The 19,323-nt window shown below is 39.4% G+C and carries 19 protein-coding genes; 18 read left to right on the top strand and 1 reads right to left on the bottom strand.

From position 1 onward, the window contains the following. Positions 1-366: 366 nt before the first annotated feature. The 12 genes from J7649_RS14995 to J7649_RS14940 all read left to right on the top strand — a co-directional run bounded on the left by J7649_RS14995 (position 367) and on the right by J7649_RS14940 (position 15,484). On the top strand, positions 367-1,587 hold the full coding sequence (locus J7649_RS14995; RefSeq protein WP_228199015.1) for a hypothetical protein: 1,221 nt from the start codon (positions 367-369) through the stop codon (positions 1,585-1,587). Then, positions 1,588-1,875, top strand: a complete 288-nt coding sequence (locus tag J7649_RS14990; RefSeq protein ID WP_024160792.1) for a hypothetical protein — start codon at positions 1,588-1,590, stop codon at positions 1,873-1,875. A gap of 10 nt (positions 1,876-1,885) precedes the next feature. Beyond that, positions 1,886-2,569 carry a DotI/IcmL family type IV secretion protein gene (locus J7649_RS14985; protein WP_005005897.1) on the top strand — a complete coding sequence of 228 codons (684 nt, stop codon included), beginning with the start codon at positions 1,886-1,888 and terminating at the stop codon, positions 2,567-2,569. Between the two features lie 13 nt (positions 2,570-2,582). Beyond that, positions 2,583-3,530: a DotH/IcmK family type IV secretion protein gene (locus J7649_RS14980; RefSeq protein WP_005005900.1), complete on the top strand. Its 948-nt coding sequence runs from the start codon at positions 2,583-2,585 to the stop codon at positions 3,528-3,530. Between the two features lie 21 nt (positions 3,531-3,551). Continuing rightward, positions 3,552-5,063, top strand: a complete 1,512-nt coding sequence (locus J7649_RS14975) for a DotG/IcmE/VirB10 family type IV secretion system protein (RefSeq protein ID WP_024160793.1) — start codon at positions 3,552-3,554, stop codon at positions 5,061-5,063. A gap of 5 nt (positions 5,064-5,068) precedes the next feature. After that, positions 5,069-5,950 (top strand): hypothetical protein, encoded by an 882-nt coding sequence (locus tag J7649_RS14970; protein ID WP_024160794.1) that lies wholly within the window; start codon positions 5,069-5,071, stop codon positions 5,948-5,950. A 10-nt stretch (positions 5,951-5,960) separates the two neighbouring features. Further along, positions 5,961-6,536: a hypothetical protein gene (locus J7649_RS14965; RefSeq protein ID WP_024160795.1), complete on the top strand. Its 576-nt coding sequence runs from the start codon at positions 5,961-5,963 to the stop codon at positions 6,534-6,536. A gap of 167 nt (positions 6,537-6,703) precedes the next feature. After that, positions 6,704-7,117 carry a hypothetical protein gene (locus J7649_RS14960; protein ID WP_024160796.1) on the top strand — a complete coding sequence of 138 codons (414 nt, stop codon included), beginning with the start codon at positions 6,704-6,706 and terminating at the stop codon, positions 7,115-7,117. A 110-nt stretch (positions 7,118-7,227) separates the two neighbouring features. Next, positions 7,228-8,115, top strand: coding sequence for an HNH endonuclease signature motif containing protein (locus J7649_RS14955; RefSeq protein WP_024160797.1), 888 nt, complete (start codon positions 7,228-7,230; stop codon positions 8,113-8,115). Between the two features lie 10 nt (positions 8,116-8,125). After that, on the top strand, positions 8,126-9,325 hold the full coding sequence (locus J7649_RS14950; RefSeq protein WP_005028615.1) for a hypothetical protein: 1,200 nt from the start codon (positions 8,126-8,128) through the stop codon (positions 9,323-9,325). Between the two features lie 61 nt (positions 9,326-9,386). Next, positions 9,387-12,569: a hypothetical protein gene (locus J7649_RS14945; protein ID WP_005028612.1), complete on the top strand. Its 3,183-nt coding sequence runs from the start codon at positions 9,387-9,389 to the stop codon at positions 12,567-12,569. 122 nt (positions 12,570-12,691) lie between these two features. Further along, entirely contained in the window at positions 12,692-15,484 is a 2,793-nt protein-coding gene (locus J7649_RS14940; RefSeq protein WP_005005919.1) for a hypothetical protein, read from the top strand. 40 nt (positions 15,485-15,524) lie between these two features. Here the strand turns inward: J7649_RS14940 and J7649_RS14935 are convergent, their stop codons facing one another. Next, positions 15,525-15,710 (bottom strand): hypothetical protein, encoded by a 186-nt coding sequence (locus J7649_RS14935; RefSeq protein ID WP_058952567.1) that lies wholly within the window; start codon positions 15,708-15,710, stop codon positions 15,525-15,527. 409 nt (positions 15,711-16,119) lie between these two features. On the opposite strand from J7649_RS14935, the gene J7649_RS14930 reads away from it, so the two are divergent. The 6 genes from J7649_RS14930 to J7649_RS14905 all read left to right on the top strand — a co-directional run bounded on the left by J7649_RS14930 (position 16,120) and on the right by J7649_RS14905 (position 19,319). Continuing rightward, positions 16,120-16,293, top strand: coding sequence for a hypothetical protein (locus J7649_RS14930; protein ID WP_005005921.1), 174 nt, complete (start codon positions 16,120-16,122; stop codon positions 16,291-16,293). A 194-nt stretch (positions 16,294-16,487) separates the two neighbouring features. After that, positions 16,488-17,468: a DUF6685 family protein gene (locus J7649_RS14925; protein ID WP_228738681.1), complete on the top strand. Its 981-nt coding sequence runs from the start codon at positions 16,488-16,490 to the stop codon at positions 17,466-17,468. 12 nt (positions 17,469-17,480) lie between these two features. Then, positions 17,481-17,987, top strand: coding sequence for a hypothetical protein (locus J7649_RS14920; protein ID WP_005005926.1), 507 nt, complete (start codon positions 17,481-17,483; stop codon positions 17,985-17,987). Next, entirely contained in the window at positions 17,980-18,522 is a 543-nt protein-coding gene (locus J7649_RS14915) for a hypothetical protein (protein ID WP_005005928.1), read from the top strand. The genes J7649_RS14920 and J7649_RS14915 overlap by 8 nt, the downstream gene beginning before the upstream one ends. Further along, positions 18,519-18,890, top strand: coding sequence for a hypothetical protein (locus tag J7649_RS14910; RefSeq protein WP_005005929.1), 372 nt, complete (start codon positions 18,519-18,521; stop codon positions 18,888-18,890). The genes J7649_RS14915 and J7649_RS14910 overlap by 4 nt, the downstream gene beginning before the upstream one ends. 9 nt (positions 18,891-18,899) lie before the next feature. Beyond that, entirely contained in the window at positions 18,900-19,319 is a 420-nt protein-coding gene (locus J7649_RS14905) for a hypothetical protein (protein ID WP_000145713.1), read from the top strand. Positions 19,320-19,323 lie beyond the last annotated feature (4 nt).

The following is a 19,323-nucleotide window of genomic DNA, read 5'->3' as shown; positions in this document are numbered from 1 at the left end:
TGCATCTTAAATATAAAGATTTGACACCTTAAACACCAATTAAACTGCAATAATGATAGGCTTAGAGTCGTATTTTTCCCTAAAAATTTAAGGCATCGCAACTGGCAAAAGACTATTGAAACTATGCATATCAAGCACTTCACTGTAAAAAAGGACCACTGTGTTTTTATGATTTCTCAACTTCATTTTTTTGATTTTTCCACTGTACTAACAAGAGAGGAGTCAAAAAAGACATTCGCATTTATTGGGCTTAAAAGTGAAAAACATTTTGCTTAAAGTGAAAAACGTTTTAACGAGTACTTTTAGAAAGGTGTTTAACGTTGTAGTATGTGCTCATGTTTTGCATGTGGATAAAGGGTGGTAGTGGTGAGCAGTTTTGAGAATCCTAATAGCTATCCAAAGACATTAAAAGAATACACAAGTCGTATAGAAGATTTTCCGTATTCTACTAAGACCAAATATGATATTGAGCTTAAGCAAAAAATTGATAAACATTTAGATAGTTCAGAGCTAGATTTAAAAATGTTATATGAAAACATATATTCTGAATTTAAAACTAAATCTGAAAATGGTTATTACGCGGAATCTACATTTAGAACATATCGTGCATATTTAGTGTATGGAATCGGTCTAAAGCTTAATGAGCTAAATAATGGCTCTATTAATGATGAAGATATAGATGCTGGTTTTGATGAATATTTTTTAGAAGAATTATATTTAAGAATCATTAACACAAAATATACAGCTAATAAGGACAAACCTAAGCGTACTTCTGAGCTGAAAACAAAGTACTTTGAACGCACGTTTTACAACTACTTGGTAAGAGAATTCGAGCATAAGAACGAGAGTAACACCAGGGTTAGTGAGTTTGATCGGATGATGGTTGCTTTTGTTGATGCCAATCTTGTTGTTGGATTGCGTCCTGTTGAGTGGTTTTCCGTTTCATTCTGTTGTGCAGTAAAAGGACCAAAACTGATCATGATTGTGGAAAATGGCAAGGCTACACATGGTCGGGCTAATGGACTTAAAAGGTATTTAATACTTGATGACCTTAAACATGAAGATCAAGAAAAGATATACCTTTATTGGAACTTGCTAAATAGGTATGTGAGAAAGGTATCTAGTTTAAATAAAACTAGTGGCTATACCTTTGGATGGGATGAAAAACAGACTTTTATTAAAATACTGCAAGAGCGTTTACGTTTAAGTTATATCAATTACTTTAAGCTTAGAGGCAAGGTTTTAACTAATGAAGATCAACGACCTACTTTATACAGTACAAGGCATCAATGTATTGCAAATGCTAAGGTAAAGGGTATTGATAAGTTTGTGATAGCTGGTGCTTTTGGACATGCTGGTAAAGATACTGCTTCTAACTTTTATGGGCGAAAGTGGAGAGGCCATAGTGGTTTTAGTATAAAGCCTACTTTAGATTCTATTGAAAACGTTAATGGTAGCCATGAATTTGTTAAAACACTTTTAGCTAATAACCTAGATACCTTTTATTATTTTGATCTTAATATAGCAAATGAGTTTAATACCGACTATTATAAGGACGAATTAAAGTCGGGTTTAGTGATTGACTAAATGGATAACTCTAAAACTAATTTGACTACTTCAACATGGGGTTCTCCTTACGCTGAAGTATCAATAATAGGTAAAAGAAAATACGCAAGGCTTTTAAGAGTGTTGGTTAGTACGTTTGCCTCATTGTGCATTTTAACCGTTTTAACAACGCTTAGTTTTGTAGCTTTTAAACTCACCACAACAGATTTTGAATCTTTGGTTTTTGATGACGGCACACCAGTTAAGTGTGTGCTTAGCTCTAAATCAGATCGTCCAATTCCATCTGTTATATATCAGCCAGCGAAATAGGAGTGCTGTTGTGTCTAAAGACAAATCTAATGAAAACGCTGAAATAGGTTCTTGTGATCCTAGTCTTTGGCTCAGAAAACAGGTGGATGAAAAAGATAAGGAGATTGCAAAGTTAAGACGATGGCTTGTTTTCGTGTTTTTCGCTTTTATCGTGAGTGCTGTTCTTGCGATGATTATTTTTGCTGCCTTTAATGCATACCCAAAAGTCAAAGCTGTTCAAACAGTAGATAACTCGGTTATCTGTCCAATCGAAGCATCAAAAAACCCTCGCGTTACTGACGTTGTTATTTCTGAATTCGGTAAGAGTGCAATTCTTTCTGTCTACAACTTTGATTTCTTGAACTGGCGTGACGTTATTAACAATGCTGGTTCAATGTATTTCACTGAGGGCGGTAAAGATTCATTGATGAAGCAAATCGCTCAATCACAAACAGTTGGCACAATCGTACAAAACAACCTAACGATGCGAACTACTGCTACTGATGTTCCACAAATCGAAAACCGTGATTTACATGCTGCAGAACCTAGTTGGACTGTTCGTGTTCCTATCACTACTCAATTCTTCTTAGGTGACAAACAACCTAAAGAGACTCACCGCTTCATTGCGACAGTTACTATTGTTGAGCATCCACGTTCTTATCTGAACTACAACGGTATTGCTGTTAAGACAATTACGTTAACTCCAGCGCGTTAATTGGATGATACTTATGAAATTGAAAAAATTATCTTTGGCTCTTTTTGCTTCTACTGCATTAACTACAATAGTTAATGCTGCTGATATGCCTCCGAATACTTTTGCGGATGCTCAATCTCCTTTGGTTGCACCTGAGGTAGTTGATACAGCATCGGAAATTGACAGACAGGTTCACAATCTTGTTGGTTTGCAGTTCACACCTGAGCAAACAAAAATAGTTAAAGGACTTTTGTTGCAACAAAAACGAAGCCTTTCTAGTCCTTATGTAAATACGCCACAAGCGAAAACCCGTAGTTTGGGTATTTCATTAAACCCTGGTGAGGAACCGCCAGTAATTCGTTTAAGCGCTGGCATGCTATCTACTATTGTCTTTACCGATTCTTCAGGAAATCCATGGAACATTGAAAAGATTTCTTTGGACCGTGGACGTTTCTCAGATGGCTTAGGTGAGCAAAACGAAAAAGAGCCAGACGAAATCCCTGAAACTAACATCCTTTCAATCGAACCATTAGATCCAGCTGCTTTCGGAAACGTAACGGTCACATTAAAGGGATTGGGTGCTCCAGTAATTTTGATGTTAGCTACTGGCCAACGTGATTTAGATGTTCGTGTAGACGCACGTATACCTGGTCGAAGCCCAACAGCCAAAGCTATGTATTCAACAGGCAATCAAACATCGATTATTCCAGATGGTGTGAGTTTGCAATTTATGGATGGCTTAGCGCCTGAGGGTGCTGTTGAAATGCGAACCGATAGTCCTAATGTCCGTGCTTGGAAGTTTGGTGGCTATATATATGTGCGTAGTAACTTTGGTGTTATTCAACCAGCCTTTTTGAGTTCTTTCCGCGCTAACAACGGTATGAAGATCTTCCGTTATGAAGATTCTGAAGATCTGAAGTACATCACATTTTCAACGACTGGCGGTACACCTAAAACTGTTTACCTCGAAGACGCATTTTAAGTCATTAAGTGAGAATTAAAAATGGATTCAACGAACCAACAAAATAACCCGAATGACATTGAAGAGAATTCTAGTCGTAGCACTGAAGTAGGTACTACCGATGAAACTATTATTTCTGCAAACCAAGTTCATTCAGAAGAAGACCAACCTAAAAAACTGAAAAATACAAGTATTAAAACTGCTAACAAAAAACGTGTTTTTGCAGATACGCGCTTTCGCGTTGTTGCAATTATTGGTTTGGTAGTAGTTGGTGGATTAGGCTTTTTTATGTTTAACCCAATGGGGAAAAGTGACCAACTAGCTTTAGATAATCAGGTTGCTATTGCTACACCAGAAATCCAAGGACAGGGTACAAATGTTATCCCTCCTGAATATGTAGAATATGAACGTCAAAAACAAGCTGAAGAAGCTGCTCGAGCTGGCAAAAATGGTGAAAGCTATTTGCCCGAATTTAAAACAGTTGCAACACAAGATCCAAACGGCGATCTGAACGATCAGAATTTTATTACAGGTCCAAATGGGCAACCTGTAAACGGTTCTGCAACAGGTGGTACACCAAATATTACGCTTGAACTTGACCAGATGGCCAGAGCTAATATGGCAAATCAAGGTGGTGCATTACCTCAACCAACTAGCGGTGGTCTACCACAACAACCACAAACACAAAACGGTGCTAATCAAAACGCACCGATTTATCAAACTAACTACGCGCAACAATATGAACATGCTTCATCTGCTGCTAATGATGTTGCTAGTGTATATAGCCAACAAGCAGCTGCTTATGCAGAACGTAATGCTGCAACGCGTGAATTAAGTCAAACTGCTTTTGTTGATCAACTTGCTGCGTTTTCTAATACAAAGAACAAGGTCAACGGATATTCAACATATAAATATTCACACAACACTAAAGCATCGGAAGGGCAACAAAACCTTGGAAGCTTGAACGTTGCGAATACGACTAGCGAATCTACTAAAGGACTAGCAATCATTAAAGCTGGTACAACAATGAAAGCGCGTTTAGATACAGGTGTGAATACTGATAAAGGTAAAAACCTATTTGCTACTGTTATTGGCGGTAAATTTAACGGCGCAAAACTTATTGGTACTGTTGGTCTGAATACTGCGGATATTGAATTTAACTTTACCCGTATGTTGTTTAAGGGCGAAGAGTATGCAATCCAAGTACGAGCTTTAACTCTTGGAACAAAACAATCGGGCATGGCTGATAAAGTCCAAAAACACACTTTGCAAAAGCTTGGCGGTATGGTTACTGCTGGAATCTTTGAGGGTTACGGACAAGCCTATCAAAACATTGGTACAACCCAAATCACAAATACTGGCAATGTTGTAAGCACGAAGGAAGAGCCAAACGATAAAGAAATTGCCGGGAACATCATTGGTAACGTTGGTACGGAAATGGCGAACATGGCACGTACATCAACAGTTCGACCAACTACGTATATCGTTAACAGCGGAAAAGTATTTGAAGTCTTTTTTGATGCTGACGTAACAACACCGAAAAATAAGGGGTAAGCGAAATGTCTGATAATCAAATGACTGCTGAACAGGCAAAGAAAAATCTAAAAGATGCTGAAGGCAAACCCCAAAAAGGCGAAGGTAGTGCGAAGGGTGGTATTCCTCCAAAACTTCTTATTGTTATTGGTGTTATTGCCTTAATTATGATTGGTACTTTCTTTTGGATACAAATGAGTAAACCAAAAGACGTCAGCACGGCAGTTGCTCCAGAACAAACACCAGAATCCATTGATACTGTTGGTCAAGGCATTCAACAAACACAAGCAACATACAACCAAAATCAACAACCTTTAAAGGACAATAGTATTGCTGATGATACGGCGTTCATTGTTGATGAAAATATTGTGTTTAAAGATCCTACCACTGGTCAATACATGATTATGTACAAATCCATGTCGTATCCGATTGATTCTGATCTAGGAATAGAGGCAGTTAACTTCTATCAAAGTCAGGGTACGAATGCACTTATTTTATTACAACGTTTGAAAGAAAAAGAGCAAGCGCATGGGCAAGTACAAAACGGCGAACAAACTGCAGTTGCTCAATCAGAAACCATAATCAAAAATGAACAACTGAAAGCTGAAAATGACGATCTTAAAAACCTTGTTGAATTGCAAGAACAGGCAATTAAGGAATTAAAGACTAGTTTAATCAAAATAGCTAAAGACCAGACTAAGCAAAAGGCTTTAAGTACATCGGGATCTAAAACCTTATCAATTCCAAAAGGTGCAAAACGCTTGGATGCTTTTGCGGTTGTAGGCGATCGCGCTTGGATGACAGATTCTCAAAACCATACATATACAGTCTATGTAGGTCAGAAGATGCCAGACAATCGCACGGTCTATGCTGTTGACGAAAACGAACAAGCCATTTGGGTGAAATAAGGAAAATAGCGTGGATGCATTAGATATAGTTAAAGCGATATTAAACATATACGGTCCACTACTAAGCTTTATACGCATTTGCTTTGTTGTAACGGGGTTGGTGATTACTGGCACGGCGCTTTTTGACTTAGTGCAAGCATCATCACCTCAACAAAAGTTCTTTGGTCATGGAATGAAAGAGCCTACCACTGGTGGGGCATTGTTGAAGATTCTTATCGGTGGTGCTTTTGCATCACTTGGATATGACGGATATATCATTGGTGCACTAGGTTCTTCATTGTTTGGTGGTAATGGCATAGAACTTGTAACGGTACAAAGTTACTTGCCTAATGCTGGTGCTAATGATTTAGGTGCATATATCGTTACGGCGGTTGTAGGTTTTACGCAACTGGTAGGGATTATAGCGGTAGCTCGTGGCTTATATGGTTTTGTAGAGAAAATTGATGCTCAAGGCAATGCGACATACCGCAAAGCATGGGTTTTAATTATAACAGGTGTATTATGCGTATACGTTCAGGACGTACACGATGTCTTTGTTAATACCTTTGGAACACAAATAGGAGGAACCTTTTTTACAATATTTTAAACAATCTTCTTAAAATAGGGTGAGAGTTTCTTAAAAACCTTGTATAAGATATTGAAGATATTTAACGAGAAGTTTAAAATTAAGCAACTTAAAGCAATAGGGTTTTAAGAATGTTTAATTACAGTGCGGAGATTAGCTCCCGTATATTAAATAAAAGGAAAATGACAATGGTATCATTAGTAAAACACTCAGTTCGCACTGTAAAAGCGACTGCATTCCGCGCAAAAGTAATGTTTTTAGCTTTTGTTTCTGCATTAATGGGTCAAGTTGCATATGCAAACACTGGCACATGGAACCCAGGTGGTACAGCTTACGGAAAACACGCTGCTGGTTCTGATGCGAATGAAATCTTAGGCCGTGGTGAAACATTAGGTCAAAACGTTTATAAATTCTTAATCGTAGTGTTCATGGTGCTTGGTTTAGGCTTAGTTGGTACTGGTTTGTATATGATGTATACATCAGAAGAAGATCAACAAAAGAAAAAGAAAACTGCTTGGATCTGTATTGGTGTGGGTGGTGCGTTATCAATCGTAGGCTTCATCATGTTCTCTGCTGCGAACACTATTACTGGTAAAGCGTAATACAATAATAAATAAGTTTAAAAGCGTGGCTTAGGCTGCGCTTTTTTTATTTTAAAAATAGTATATACATGTTTTAATTAGACCTTACTTAATAGTATTAAGGGGTTTAAGTGAAACATATAAACCGTAAGTTTGGTATTTTAAGACCTATTAACGGCGTAAACGACAAGCAAGAGATACGTCAAGATAAAACTATCCATGATGGTTTTAAAACCAATGAGACAATAAAGCAAATAATGTCTTCACAACCAGCTAAATGCTATTTTTGTGATTTCTATGACGAATACTTTTTAGAGCCACATCACTTAGACGGCGATCATAGCAACCATACGGCTGAGAACATTGTAGCGGTCTGTACGCTATGCCATGCACAAAACCACATCTTTGCACTATCACTGGAAAAGAAAGCTGAAATATGCGTATTGAGTACGAACATACCTCAAGAGATCTTTAATCAATATCAACGTGCATTACTGGTGTTATCGCATAAGTCTGACAACCAAGATCCTGAGCTTGCTAAGTTCGCACGGCGACATCGCCAAAGCTTGCTTGTAGAGCCGTTAAAGCGCCATCAACGCCCTAATCCTACAAAGATGTCTGAAGCAGAATACGCACGTAATATGTTTGAGGATATACAGGCGTTTAATGCGATTAAGACACGAACCCAAACAATTGATACCCAACTGTACTTCACGGACATTAAGTTCAACACAATGGCTGAATATGAAGAAGCCAAGCAAGAAGATATGTTGGTAGCGAACGTTGATTACGTAGACCAGCTCCGCAAGTACAAAGAGTGGTATTTGAATGCCATCAAAGAGAACAAAAACTTTTCTTTGTATCAACTCGCAAAAGCTTTGGAAAAGGTATCAGACGAAGCATACGAGAGCTTTAATCTGCCAAACCACTACATAGTATTTTCCCCGAATATCTTTACTGACGAGCAGTATGAGTACTACCAAACACTAGATGTATTTAAGGGTTTGGGTGATAAGTGAGCTCACAAAAATGACAGAATGCTTAGCAGATACCGAATACATAGATATGAGCTTAGAAGAGGTTATATCGGGCATAGTGTTACAGCCATTTAAGCCTGACATAGTGAATGATATAGCGGTATTGGATAGCGTATTTGAGACGGACATATTGAATGATGAATACTCATTTATTGGTCCATACATCTACAAATATTGGGAACTTGGGATAGATGCACTACCAAAGGAAACGCACGATCAGCTATCGATATTTCGCTTATGCGTTATAGGTACTGAGGCTTTCAACTTCCTGAACGATTTGTATATACCAACGACACGGGACACTGGCCATACATCTAACACGCTATTGCTACTCCATGTTGTACATATAGCGATAGGGAATCAGACAACAACTGGTGAAGACACAACGGGGCATTTTCAAGATCCACTGATTAAAGCGCTACTGTTGATGAATATCCCCGTTAACAGCGATTGTTTGCTGTTGGATGACACTTTGGTACACCTAAACAAAATAACGGCGCTGAGTGGCTTAGACGTTGAAATACAGGTTAAGCAAAGTGTGAGTGTGAAGCATAAGAAATTACTGAGCACCAACTTTGGATTTGACAATCCATTATCAATTATAAGCGTTTTGGAACAAAAGAAACTGTCTGAAGAACTGACACGCTACTTTCCGATGATACACCTACCAACGTCCGTAGAAGATGCGACAAACCAGATAGATACGGGCAACTTAAAAATGAGTTCGCTGCAATCTTTTTGTATATACCAAAACTTAAAGCTATCGGTGTCTAAAGTTTTCCACGAACAGGGCTTATACCAGAACAAAGAGATCTACATAGAGCTTGATAAGGTTCACTTCCAACTTAAAAATACAGGTTCCTTAAACTTCAAGGTGGGTACTTTAGGGGAAAGCCAAGAGGTTTTAGAAACGGCGTTTTGGCAACTGCTTAATAAGGGTTTAGTGTTTGACCTAAATAGTTTTAAGAAGTATGTCGAATTAAAAGAGGACGAAACCGTTAAAACTGATGTATTTACTAATTCAAAAAATGATAATATCCCTTTTAACAGTACCTTCTATGAGCTTTTATTAAGGTTGGTTTTAGATACAAGCTTAAAACCCTCTGTTAAAAGTCTTGAGGTCGCAATTCAAAAAAAGGATTTCGACAGTGCGATTAACGTTTTAAGAGAATTACCGTTTTTTAGTGCTTAATGCTTAAAGACATGTCTAATCAAAGATAGACGTAGAAAGGTGAATTAATAAAGGTGTTTAAATGAGTAAGAAGAAAGCTGAGAAGTCTGGTTATAATAAGACTGGTTACTCCAAGATTGAAATTATATTGATGTTATTCCTACAAAGCATGAAAGCTGACGTAGAGGATTATTGCGATTTAGAAACAGTATCGGACGAACATACGTTTGTCACAAAAACTGGTGCAATGATTACGATCATCGAATATAAGGGGATTAAGAGTTTAATTAGTGGTGATGCATTCAGCCGTCAAATTGGTTTGATGACGAGCAACATGCGTAACTACTTCAAAGACCGTGGACATACGATTCATCTAGCGTTCAAAGTAGACCATGAGACGCCATACGCCATTCATGACTTGAACGCCATGCAAAAGGCGACCACGGCGCGTTGTGCGATGAATCTAGACATCATCATTGATGAAATGACAGAAACCATTTCAGGCGGTGTATTTAACGAAAGCTGTTATATCGCTTTAATCTCTGAGCCAACCTTACTATCGCCAATCGATAAAGCTCAAGACTCAAAAAACCGTAAAAAGCTACTGTCGCAAATTACAATGCCAAGTACGGTCAATGCTCAAGACATGCTTAAATCATCGGACAGCTTATACGTACACCATGAGTCTTTTGTCTCACAATTCTTAAACTCACTCTCAACTGAAGAATTTCCAGCAATCTATGAAGTATTGAATGTTATTGAAGCTGGTCTAACGATTAAAAAACAAATTGCCTCACATTCAACTTCAGATGACTTCACCTTGTCTGTGCCGATGTTGAATACACGCTTACCGATGCGTTGGAAAGAAATACCATCAGAACATGATGCGTCACACGTTTTGTATCAACCGATCTCAGAACAACTCATGACGAATGCGATCTTACCTGGTACAAGTCAAGGTTCATTCTATCCAGTGGGAAGTGTTATCACTGACGGCGTTGTATATGCGCCATTGATGGTAGATATATATCCAGCTAAGACGAATACGTTTGAAACGCTATTCCGCTTACTACACCAGGCCAAAACGCACGACACTAACGGTAACATCCGTTCTATCCCATATGCGGTGAGTTACTGTATTACTGGTGATGGTATGGCTGGAACCATGATGAAACGCACGTTATCAAGCGTTATTCACTTTATGACGGCACAAAACAAAGCCATTCGTAATGCTGGTAACATTTTGATGGCCACTAAAAATGACCTAGATCAAGTAGACACTGTTGCTGGTCTGCAAATGACCATGATGACATGGGCACCGAATACCGAAGATGGTGTAAACATTCTTGTAGGACGGCGCCAAAAGCTTTGGAAGAGTTTTGAAGCGTGGGGCGGTGCAAAAGTCATGGAACAGGCTGGCGATCCTATTTTGACTTGGGCATCACATATACCGGGCTTGATGGTACGTAATCACGCACCTATTTCACCAGCACCGTTGTTTGATGTGTTCTACATGTTACCGCTGACACGTATTAACTCACCATTCCATAAAGGGCATCAGCTCAACAAAACCTTAGACGGTAAACTGATTATTCTTGATTCGTTCTCAAATGAAGTGACTGTATGGACGACTATTAACATTGGTAAACCGGGTACGGGTAAATCGGTCACAATGAACAAAGGCATGCTTGAGGACATCATGATGCCTGGTAACGAACGTATCCCGTTGACCTATATTGTCGATGTGGGTGAGTCAAGCCGTGGGTTAGTAGAAACAGTGCAAGATTCATTGCCTGAAGAGCTACGTCACTATGCCATCTATAAGCGTATTAAAAACTCAAAAGAAGAAGCGATTAATCCGCTTGAATTCAGTATGGGCTTACGCTACCCGTTGAACTACGAAATGCGTCAAATGACAGCGTTTTTAAGTTCATTGGTAACACCGCCTGAATTGAAAGGGCAACCAGCCAAAAACACTTCTGACGTTATTGGTGCGGTCCTACGCCGTACATTCTATTTTGCTGATGATACGAATGCTGATCATAAAGCACGTAAGTACATGCGCTTTGCAGATCCAGAACTAGATCGCATCATGGAAAAACACGGACTGATTGAGCCACATTCTGAACAAGGTAAGGATATTTCTTATTACGCTCTACGTGATCTTTTCCATTCAATGAATGAGATCCGTGGACGCACGTTGGCTCACCGTTACGCAATGCCGACTATTGGCGATATGATTGAAACACTTTCTGATTCATCAATTTTAGATGTTTGGAGTGATGTTCATATTGATAATGAACGAGCACTGGACTTTTTGGCGCATCAGATTATGGCTGCACAAAATACCTATCCAGCATTCTTCTATCACACCAACTTTGACATTGGTAACGCTCGTGTAGCTTCTATCGACTTAAACGAAGTTGCGACATCATCAGATCCTAAAACTACATCGCTATTCTTCCAGATTGTACGGATGTTCATTAAACGTAAGTTCGCCGTGAGCCGTGACGATATTCCAAAATTCCCACAAGCTTATCGTGAATATGCAACCCAACTGATTAATGAGCTTCTTGAAGACCGCAAAATTATGTCTTATGACGAATTGCACGTTGCGAAAGGCGATCCAATCCTATTAGAAGAATTGGCTGAAGACGCACGTACATTGCGTAAATGGGGTGCTCGTCTTAACTTGGCATCTCACAAAGTAGAAGACTTTAAAGACTTGGTGGGCTTTGCTACGGCGTATGTGATTGTCGATCCTGGTACACGCGAATCTCGTGAAGCTATTCGTGACAGCATCGGTCTAACTCAACTAGAAATGGATGCGCTTGGTTCAGGTAACGTAGGTTTCTCAGATCAAGGCTTAACGTACTTCAGTAAAATTAAACTCGAAAAAATGGAATGTTCGGGCTTATATACCGTTTCACTTGGTCCAATCCTTTTATGGTCACTCAGTACACATCCCGATGAACGTGCGCTCCGTAACTACACGTATGACCTTATCGGTGAACGTGGTAAGGCGTTGAAGGTCCTTGCACAATTCTATCCAAAAGGTGCGAAGAACCAGATTAAGACACGGCGTACCATGATTGAGAAAAATGCCAAAAATAAAGGCACGGACTTTGACGAAAACAAAGCAACTGCTTCAGTGATTTCTACCATGGCACAAGAGATGGTTGTTGAATATCAACGCTATGAACTTGAGCAAAACATGAAGAAAAAATTACTGAACCAACGTAAGTCTGAAGCTGTTTCTTCTTAACTCCAATCAGCTATATAGATTTGCGTTAATTGGTATATACATTGAAGTGCTTGGATATGGGTAAGGTCGTTAAACAACGACTTTGCCTATTATCCTGAAGATAAAAGAGTAGGTCGCAAAGTATGGCTTCTACACAAAAATACGGCACACAAACAAAGTTCAGACCTAGTTCGCTTAAGCGTGATACACGATCAGGCTTAGAGAAAATCCATTTAAAACTTACAGCGCCAGACGGCGCTAATTATTTGGTTGGCGTTCTTGGTGCTATTGCAGTTATTTTGTTTGTTGTTCCGTTTGGCGGTGAGATATTTATAGGGATCGCGTATTACCTATTAAAACGCTACACACATCCGAATGATTACTTTTTTGAGTGGCCATTCCGTGCGCCGTTGCATTCAAACTCACTGGATGCGTCAACTGACATTACATCACGCGTAAAAGATGACGTACTGGACAATCCAAAAGCCTTTTTGGAATACGCACGTACCAATCGCGATAAGCTACAAGGTGAGGGTGTGACTTACCTTGGTCGTTGCCGTGAAACTGGTCTACCTGTTTATGCATCCAACTCCGATGACCGTACACATCAAATTGTGTTAGGTACTACGGGTTCGGGTAAAACAGAATACATGCTAGGTAACTGTGCCAACCAGTACGTACAAAACTCAGGTTATATCTTTGTAGACGCAAAAGGTGATACCAAGGCTCAACAAGACCACTATCGTTTATGTAACCGCTTTGGGCGTAATGAGGATCTATTAACGATCAACTTCATTACCTCAGGTCGTAACATGCTACGTGCACAAACCGACAAGATGACCAACTCAATGAACCAAATGAGCAACACCAGCTCAGGGATGTTGATTGAATTCTTGATCAACTTGCTTGATGACTCAGGCGGTGGCGGTGGTGACATGTGGAAAGGTCGTGCGATGGCCTTTATCGCTGCACTTACACGAGTTTTGGTCTATCTACGTGACAATGGCTTCATTCAGCTTTCACCAAAAGTATTCACGCAATACATGGAACTTGAAGCACTTGAAGAATTGGTATTTTGTCATAACGATAAATACGGGATTGACTTTGAACGTGTGGCTGAACAGCTTCAAGGCTACCTCGTTTCATTACCTGGTTATTCAAGCAACCCTAAAAAGTTAAAGAAACAAGAAACCAAAACCCGTGAGCAACACGGTTATATCACCATGCAGTTAACCAAGGCGATTAACGACTTGACGTTTAACTATGGTCACATCTTTGGTGTAGAGCATGGCGGTGATATTGATATTTTTGACGTTGTACTTAACCGCCGTATCTTAACTGTGCCATTACCAGCTCTTGAGCGTTCACCAGACTCACTCAAAATGCTCGGAAAATTAATCATTGGCTCAATTAAACAAATGATGGCTGGTTCCCTTGGTAACAAAATGGAAGGTTTACGCCGTGCCATTATTGACGCACGACCAACCAACGCCTCTACTTCATTTAAGCTATTTTTGGACGAATGGGGCTACATCGTTATTGTCGGTGCTTCGGTTTTACCAGCTCAGGCACGTTCGCTTAACTTCTCTATTACGTTCGGTGCTCAAACATTTGAAGATATTGAACGTGGATCTAAAGAGGAAGCAGCTGCTACATGGGGTAACACGACCGTTAAAGCCATTGGACGTACTACTTCGGGTGCTGAAAGTACAACATACAAATTGGTTGATGGTTTTGCTGGTGAAGAGTGGCAAGGTAAAGTTAACTCAATCAATATGTATCAAGGTCTAGTATTCAACCGTTCGGTACCACAAACAGAAGTCCAGTTCGCCAAAGAAAAACGTGTGACAATTGAACAAATTGCCGGACAGCACAACGGCGAATTTACCTTGCTCATATCAACTAAAGGGGAAGGTGGTAAAACTTCAGACGTTAAAATCGTATCAATGTTGGCGTTCTATGTGGCTGGTGATCAACCCAAGTACTTACGCTTAAATGACCTTTGCCCAATCTTCAATATCCAAAAATCTGAAATCTACGATCCTACTTTAAAAATTGAAGACTTCATTCATGAGATTGAGGAAAAACACACGCTACTGACAGACAACAATTCATCTGCCAATGTCACGGCGCTTGGTGATTTTGAGATCTGCAGAAAGCTCAATAACACCTTGTACGAAAACAACAACACGGTAAAAGACTTTACTCAAGATTTTGTACATCAGATTCTTGAAGCAAGACGTCTTGAATCCATCACACCTGAAGGGATGGCACCTGGTCAAAGAACAGTAATGTCTTCGTCCACGGCGAAAGGTGAAATCTCCAAAGAACAAAAACACCGTGAAAGTATTGTTTCAGCACAAAAAGAAGCAAACATTAAAGACCAGATTATTGAGAAGCGAAAACAGTTCCAGTACTTCGGTAAAGATTCTGACATTTCACCTCAAGTACAAGCTGGTGCTTACAACAATGCGGATCTTGATGCTGAATTTAATATCTATGGTGAACGTATAAGCGAACCTGAACAGGCTCAACAGGAAAGTGATGTTGAAACTGTGACTCGCGCCGTTATCACACCAATGAACCTAGACAGCTACTATGATGAATTGAAAGAGATCCTAACAGGATATGACTTAACCGTTGCGCCAATTACTGAATATCAGCTTGTTCAGATACCACGCCATGTAAAACCTGAAGATCAGACACAATACATTGCGGAAAACAAAGCCAGTCTTGATCAAGCCATCTCACATAGCACTAAAAATGAAATGGAATTCGTAGAACAACAGTATGCAGCTAAGTTTGAAAAAGCTTTGATGAAAAACCCGTTCTCGCACGAATGCGTTACTTTTGAAAAATTGTTGGTGATACTTGGTTCAAAAGGTTCTTCAGCTTCATTACGATCAGGCATTACAATCAAAAAAAAGGATGACTAAACGCATCCATGTAGAAGACATAAGGCTGGTTATCCAGCCTTTAGTTTTTTTGGGTGAGCTGTTTGTACTTAATACGCCTTAATTCATCACTCGGCATGTATTGGGCTATTTCATATTCGCTCTTATACGGCGTTTCATTGAATATGGCCAATAACAACAACTGCGACAGCGGAATGGCTTCAGGCACCATCATTTCGATTAAGCGAAACTTTTCAGACGCATTCACATCAAATGCAACCAATAGCGCCGTATATGGAATGTGGCGATCTGCAAGTGATAAATCGGGGTAAATAGGTTGGTCCTAGTGCTAACGTTTGAAAGTCATACATATTCAAGCAAGAGATAGCTTTAGGTACATTGGATAGGTTCACGGCGTAAGATTCAATGTTTGAACACATATTGGCATCCAGTTTGGTTTTAACCCTAGTTTAGATGCATTTTAATATAATAACTTAGTTTTAACGTGCATATTCTTAAACATAACTAAACCACTTCTTAAAACCTTGTTTTGTTTTAGGCTTAATCGGTATATACCATTTCATAAAAAGTTTAATGAACTGTGTTTTACCCTTTACAATCCTTAATACATCAATTAAATTGCCCTTAAATCACATCCAATATACAGGATATAGGCAATGACTAAAGAACAGCTAGAAAACTTACAAACACTTGGAATGACTGACTATAAAACACGTTTACACGTTAAAGGTGTGCGAATTGTTGAAGTGCAACAGTACTCAAAGTCTGTCGATAACAACGCCGTACAACCACTTGCAACTAATACCACTCAACCGCAATTCTTAAATTAATTTTCCAAAAAAATACTTATAAGCACTTTCTGTATTAATATATCTTTATTAGTTTTAATAAAGCATTAATCAATGGAGTGCTTAAAATGTTAGACACTTTACTTTCGGTATTTTCAGCAAAACATAAGCTTTATAAGAATCTCAAGTTAAAACCCTTTATTGATACCCGTTTAGTCAATTCTGACAGCATCGCCATGACCGATGTTTTCCCTTTTCATCAAATCAAAGATTCTCTTTGTATGACTGGTATATCTCCTACTAATTTTGTACCAGGCAAAAACATTGTTTTGAATCCACATGCCAAAGATAACGATTCCATCAGCTACCTTGGTCAAGATACGCAAAATCATAAGCCGTTCTACATCTCTACCTTTGCTGAAGAATTGGCTGAAGTATTTAACCCGATTTTTGCAGAAATCATTCATCTTGAAACACCATGCTTACTTGACCTATCTGAAATTGGGGGCTTCTCAAATTCCAAGTCGGATTTAAGCCAGTACCGTAGCATTGATGATTTTGTAAAAAACGCATGCCCTGATTACATTAGTGATGTGAGTATGGAAAATTTAGATCGAATGTTGTTATGGCCAGAAATCCGTTTATTGAACTCTCCAGATACAACCACTGATCAATTTTTTATCTATGGCTGGAGTCCTAAGATTTTTGTTCAAAATGCTGGTGGATCACATCACATGGCTGCTGCACATTACTTGGCTAAGAAACTGAGCCAATGTGTGCCGATTCAAGGCAAAGTAAGTTTGAATCTAATCTCAAATAAAGCACTTCAAAACTTTGATTCAAAATACGCTGCGTTCGCCGTACCAGATGATGCATTGATTGATATGGGGAATGATTTATCAGAATCAGGGCTTGAATATCAGCTGGTGTTTTTCCGTGAACGTGAAGTTAATTTTATCTTCTTCAAAAAGAATGATCAGAATGCCCGTGTTATTTCGCTATTCAACAATCTGCATGCTTCATTGAATGGTGCATTAAAGACGGCGGTTCAAGCGCAATTCAAAAATGAAGCACTACTCACCATCATGAGTGCTAACCTCTCTGATACATCAAAAGATCAATTTTTTAGCACACGCCCTCACTTGGCTGAGATCTACAATCACGTTCAAAACGAAGTTTGTTTGAGTGGTCCTAAACCGACTAGCCCGACAATCTAAGGGGTAGGGAATATGGATCACCAATCATCAACTACACCACATGCACTCATTCTCGGTCTGACACTTGAACAGGCCATTTCTGTTTTAGCAAAGAAACCCGTTGATGCTACCCACTACAACTATCTTGAAGATGACGAGTACAACACCTACGTCATGATGAAACCTGAGTGGACTAGTCTCAACAAACATGCCTACCTACATGTAGATGGCTTAACCCATGAGCGTAAATGGATGTTTATGCCGAATGCTTCAGGTGAGTACAACTTGCTAGAGGGCTGTATTGACCTGTTTGAACTTAACCAGGCCATCGAACAGCAATATCTTGTGTTTGAACAATTCCTGAATAGCCACGGCGCACCGTTCCGCAAAGTTGGTGAGAAGTTTTCTTTTGTCACTCAACTTCTCTTTGATGCATGGGTGATAGATCCAGAACGTGCGATTCAAAAACTTCATGAGATGAAGGAAACAAAAATCTCATTACAAGTGCCTTTGCTTCATGGGGATAGTCAGCATGATTGATACGCAAAATACTAATGAAAACATTGCTTCAGAAATTGAAGCTCGTAGCGCTTTTGAAAATAGATACGGCGTGGTCGGTAGTCTGTTGGCCAGTGGCAATTATTCTTCTTGGGTGCATCAGGCGAAATGGGAAGCTTTTCGTGATGGTTGGATGCAAAGTGAAGTAGAAACTAAAAAATCTATCTATCAAATGCAAACACCAGCCATCAGCGATGACCAATTGGAAGTGGAAAAATTACTGCAGTTGCTCGATGACTTTTGGAATAAGAAATGGGGCGATTGGAAATCATCTGCAGATATGGTGGCGCAAGGTGAGGCAAATGCCTATGAACATGCGAGAGGATTGCTTGAAACGGCGATAAAACAAGATGAAGCCACATGCCAGTGGTTACGCAATCAATTGGCAACGATTCAAACTGAATTGGATGCTTTTATCACATTCGTTAATGAACACCTTGTTTACCATGAAAGTGATGGTCCAGATTTAATGTCGAAGATCCAGAAGCTCAAACATTTGATAAAGGTTAAACCATGATTACGGTTCAAATAGAGATGTGTGGCTTTGGGATTAAACGGCGTTGGGAGTTTGGAGATCCGCGCCGTGCGCCAATTACAGTTTTAGAAATGGGCTTCATTAAGGTTTGTAAAATGCGTGGTGATAGCAAACTGGTTGAGTTCATGAGGGGTTATGCAGACGACAAAGAATTCAACTGGCATCCCAAAGTTCGCATTGCACGTAGAAAAGCAGAACGTAAAGCCTATTCGTACTATGACAACCACTACAAACAGCAGATTAGAGAACTTTTCGATCGCCAAAATGTAGACCGTCAAAAACAATATGAATTGGAACGCCAAAACAAAGCGTTATTGGCTGTTATTGAACTTAAAAAAGAACAATCGTAGGTATATACCATGACGGGAATTGAATATTTTCAGAAGTATGGCTGGAGTCACGCCGTCCAGTCCGTTAGTCGAATTCCAAGTGAATACAACGAATATTCACCAGATCTCAAAACTGTTGTTGTAAACGGCAACTTTCGTTATGCGATGGCTGCGGAAATCAGCAAAAAGAAAACTGAAGTCTATGTTACTGAGCTCAAACAAATCATTGAGAGTGAAAAGCTACTAGAAGACTTCTTTAACTTGAATCTGGTTGGTATAGAAAAAGGCTTAAGTAATGCTAAGCGTGAAATGCAAGACATGGAAGAACAGGGGATTGTTGAATTCAACCATCGTTTTGATGACGACCTGACTTGCACCACGGAACGCATGAAACTTGCCATCGCTCAAATAGACCATCTTTATCAAAACAACATTACAAAAAGTGAGTAATGCC

This window comes from Acinetobacter lwoffii (genome assembly GCF_019343495.1).
In the GTDB taxonomy this organism is placed as follows: Bacteria; Pseudomonadota; Gammaproteobacteria; order Pseudomonadales; family Moraxellaceae; genus Acinetobacter; species Acinetobacter lwoffii_P.
This window is presented reverse-complemented; position numbering and strand designations above follow the sequence as displayed.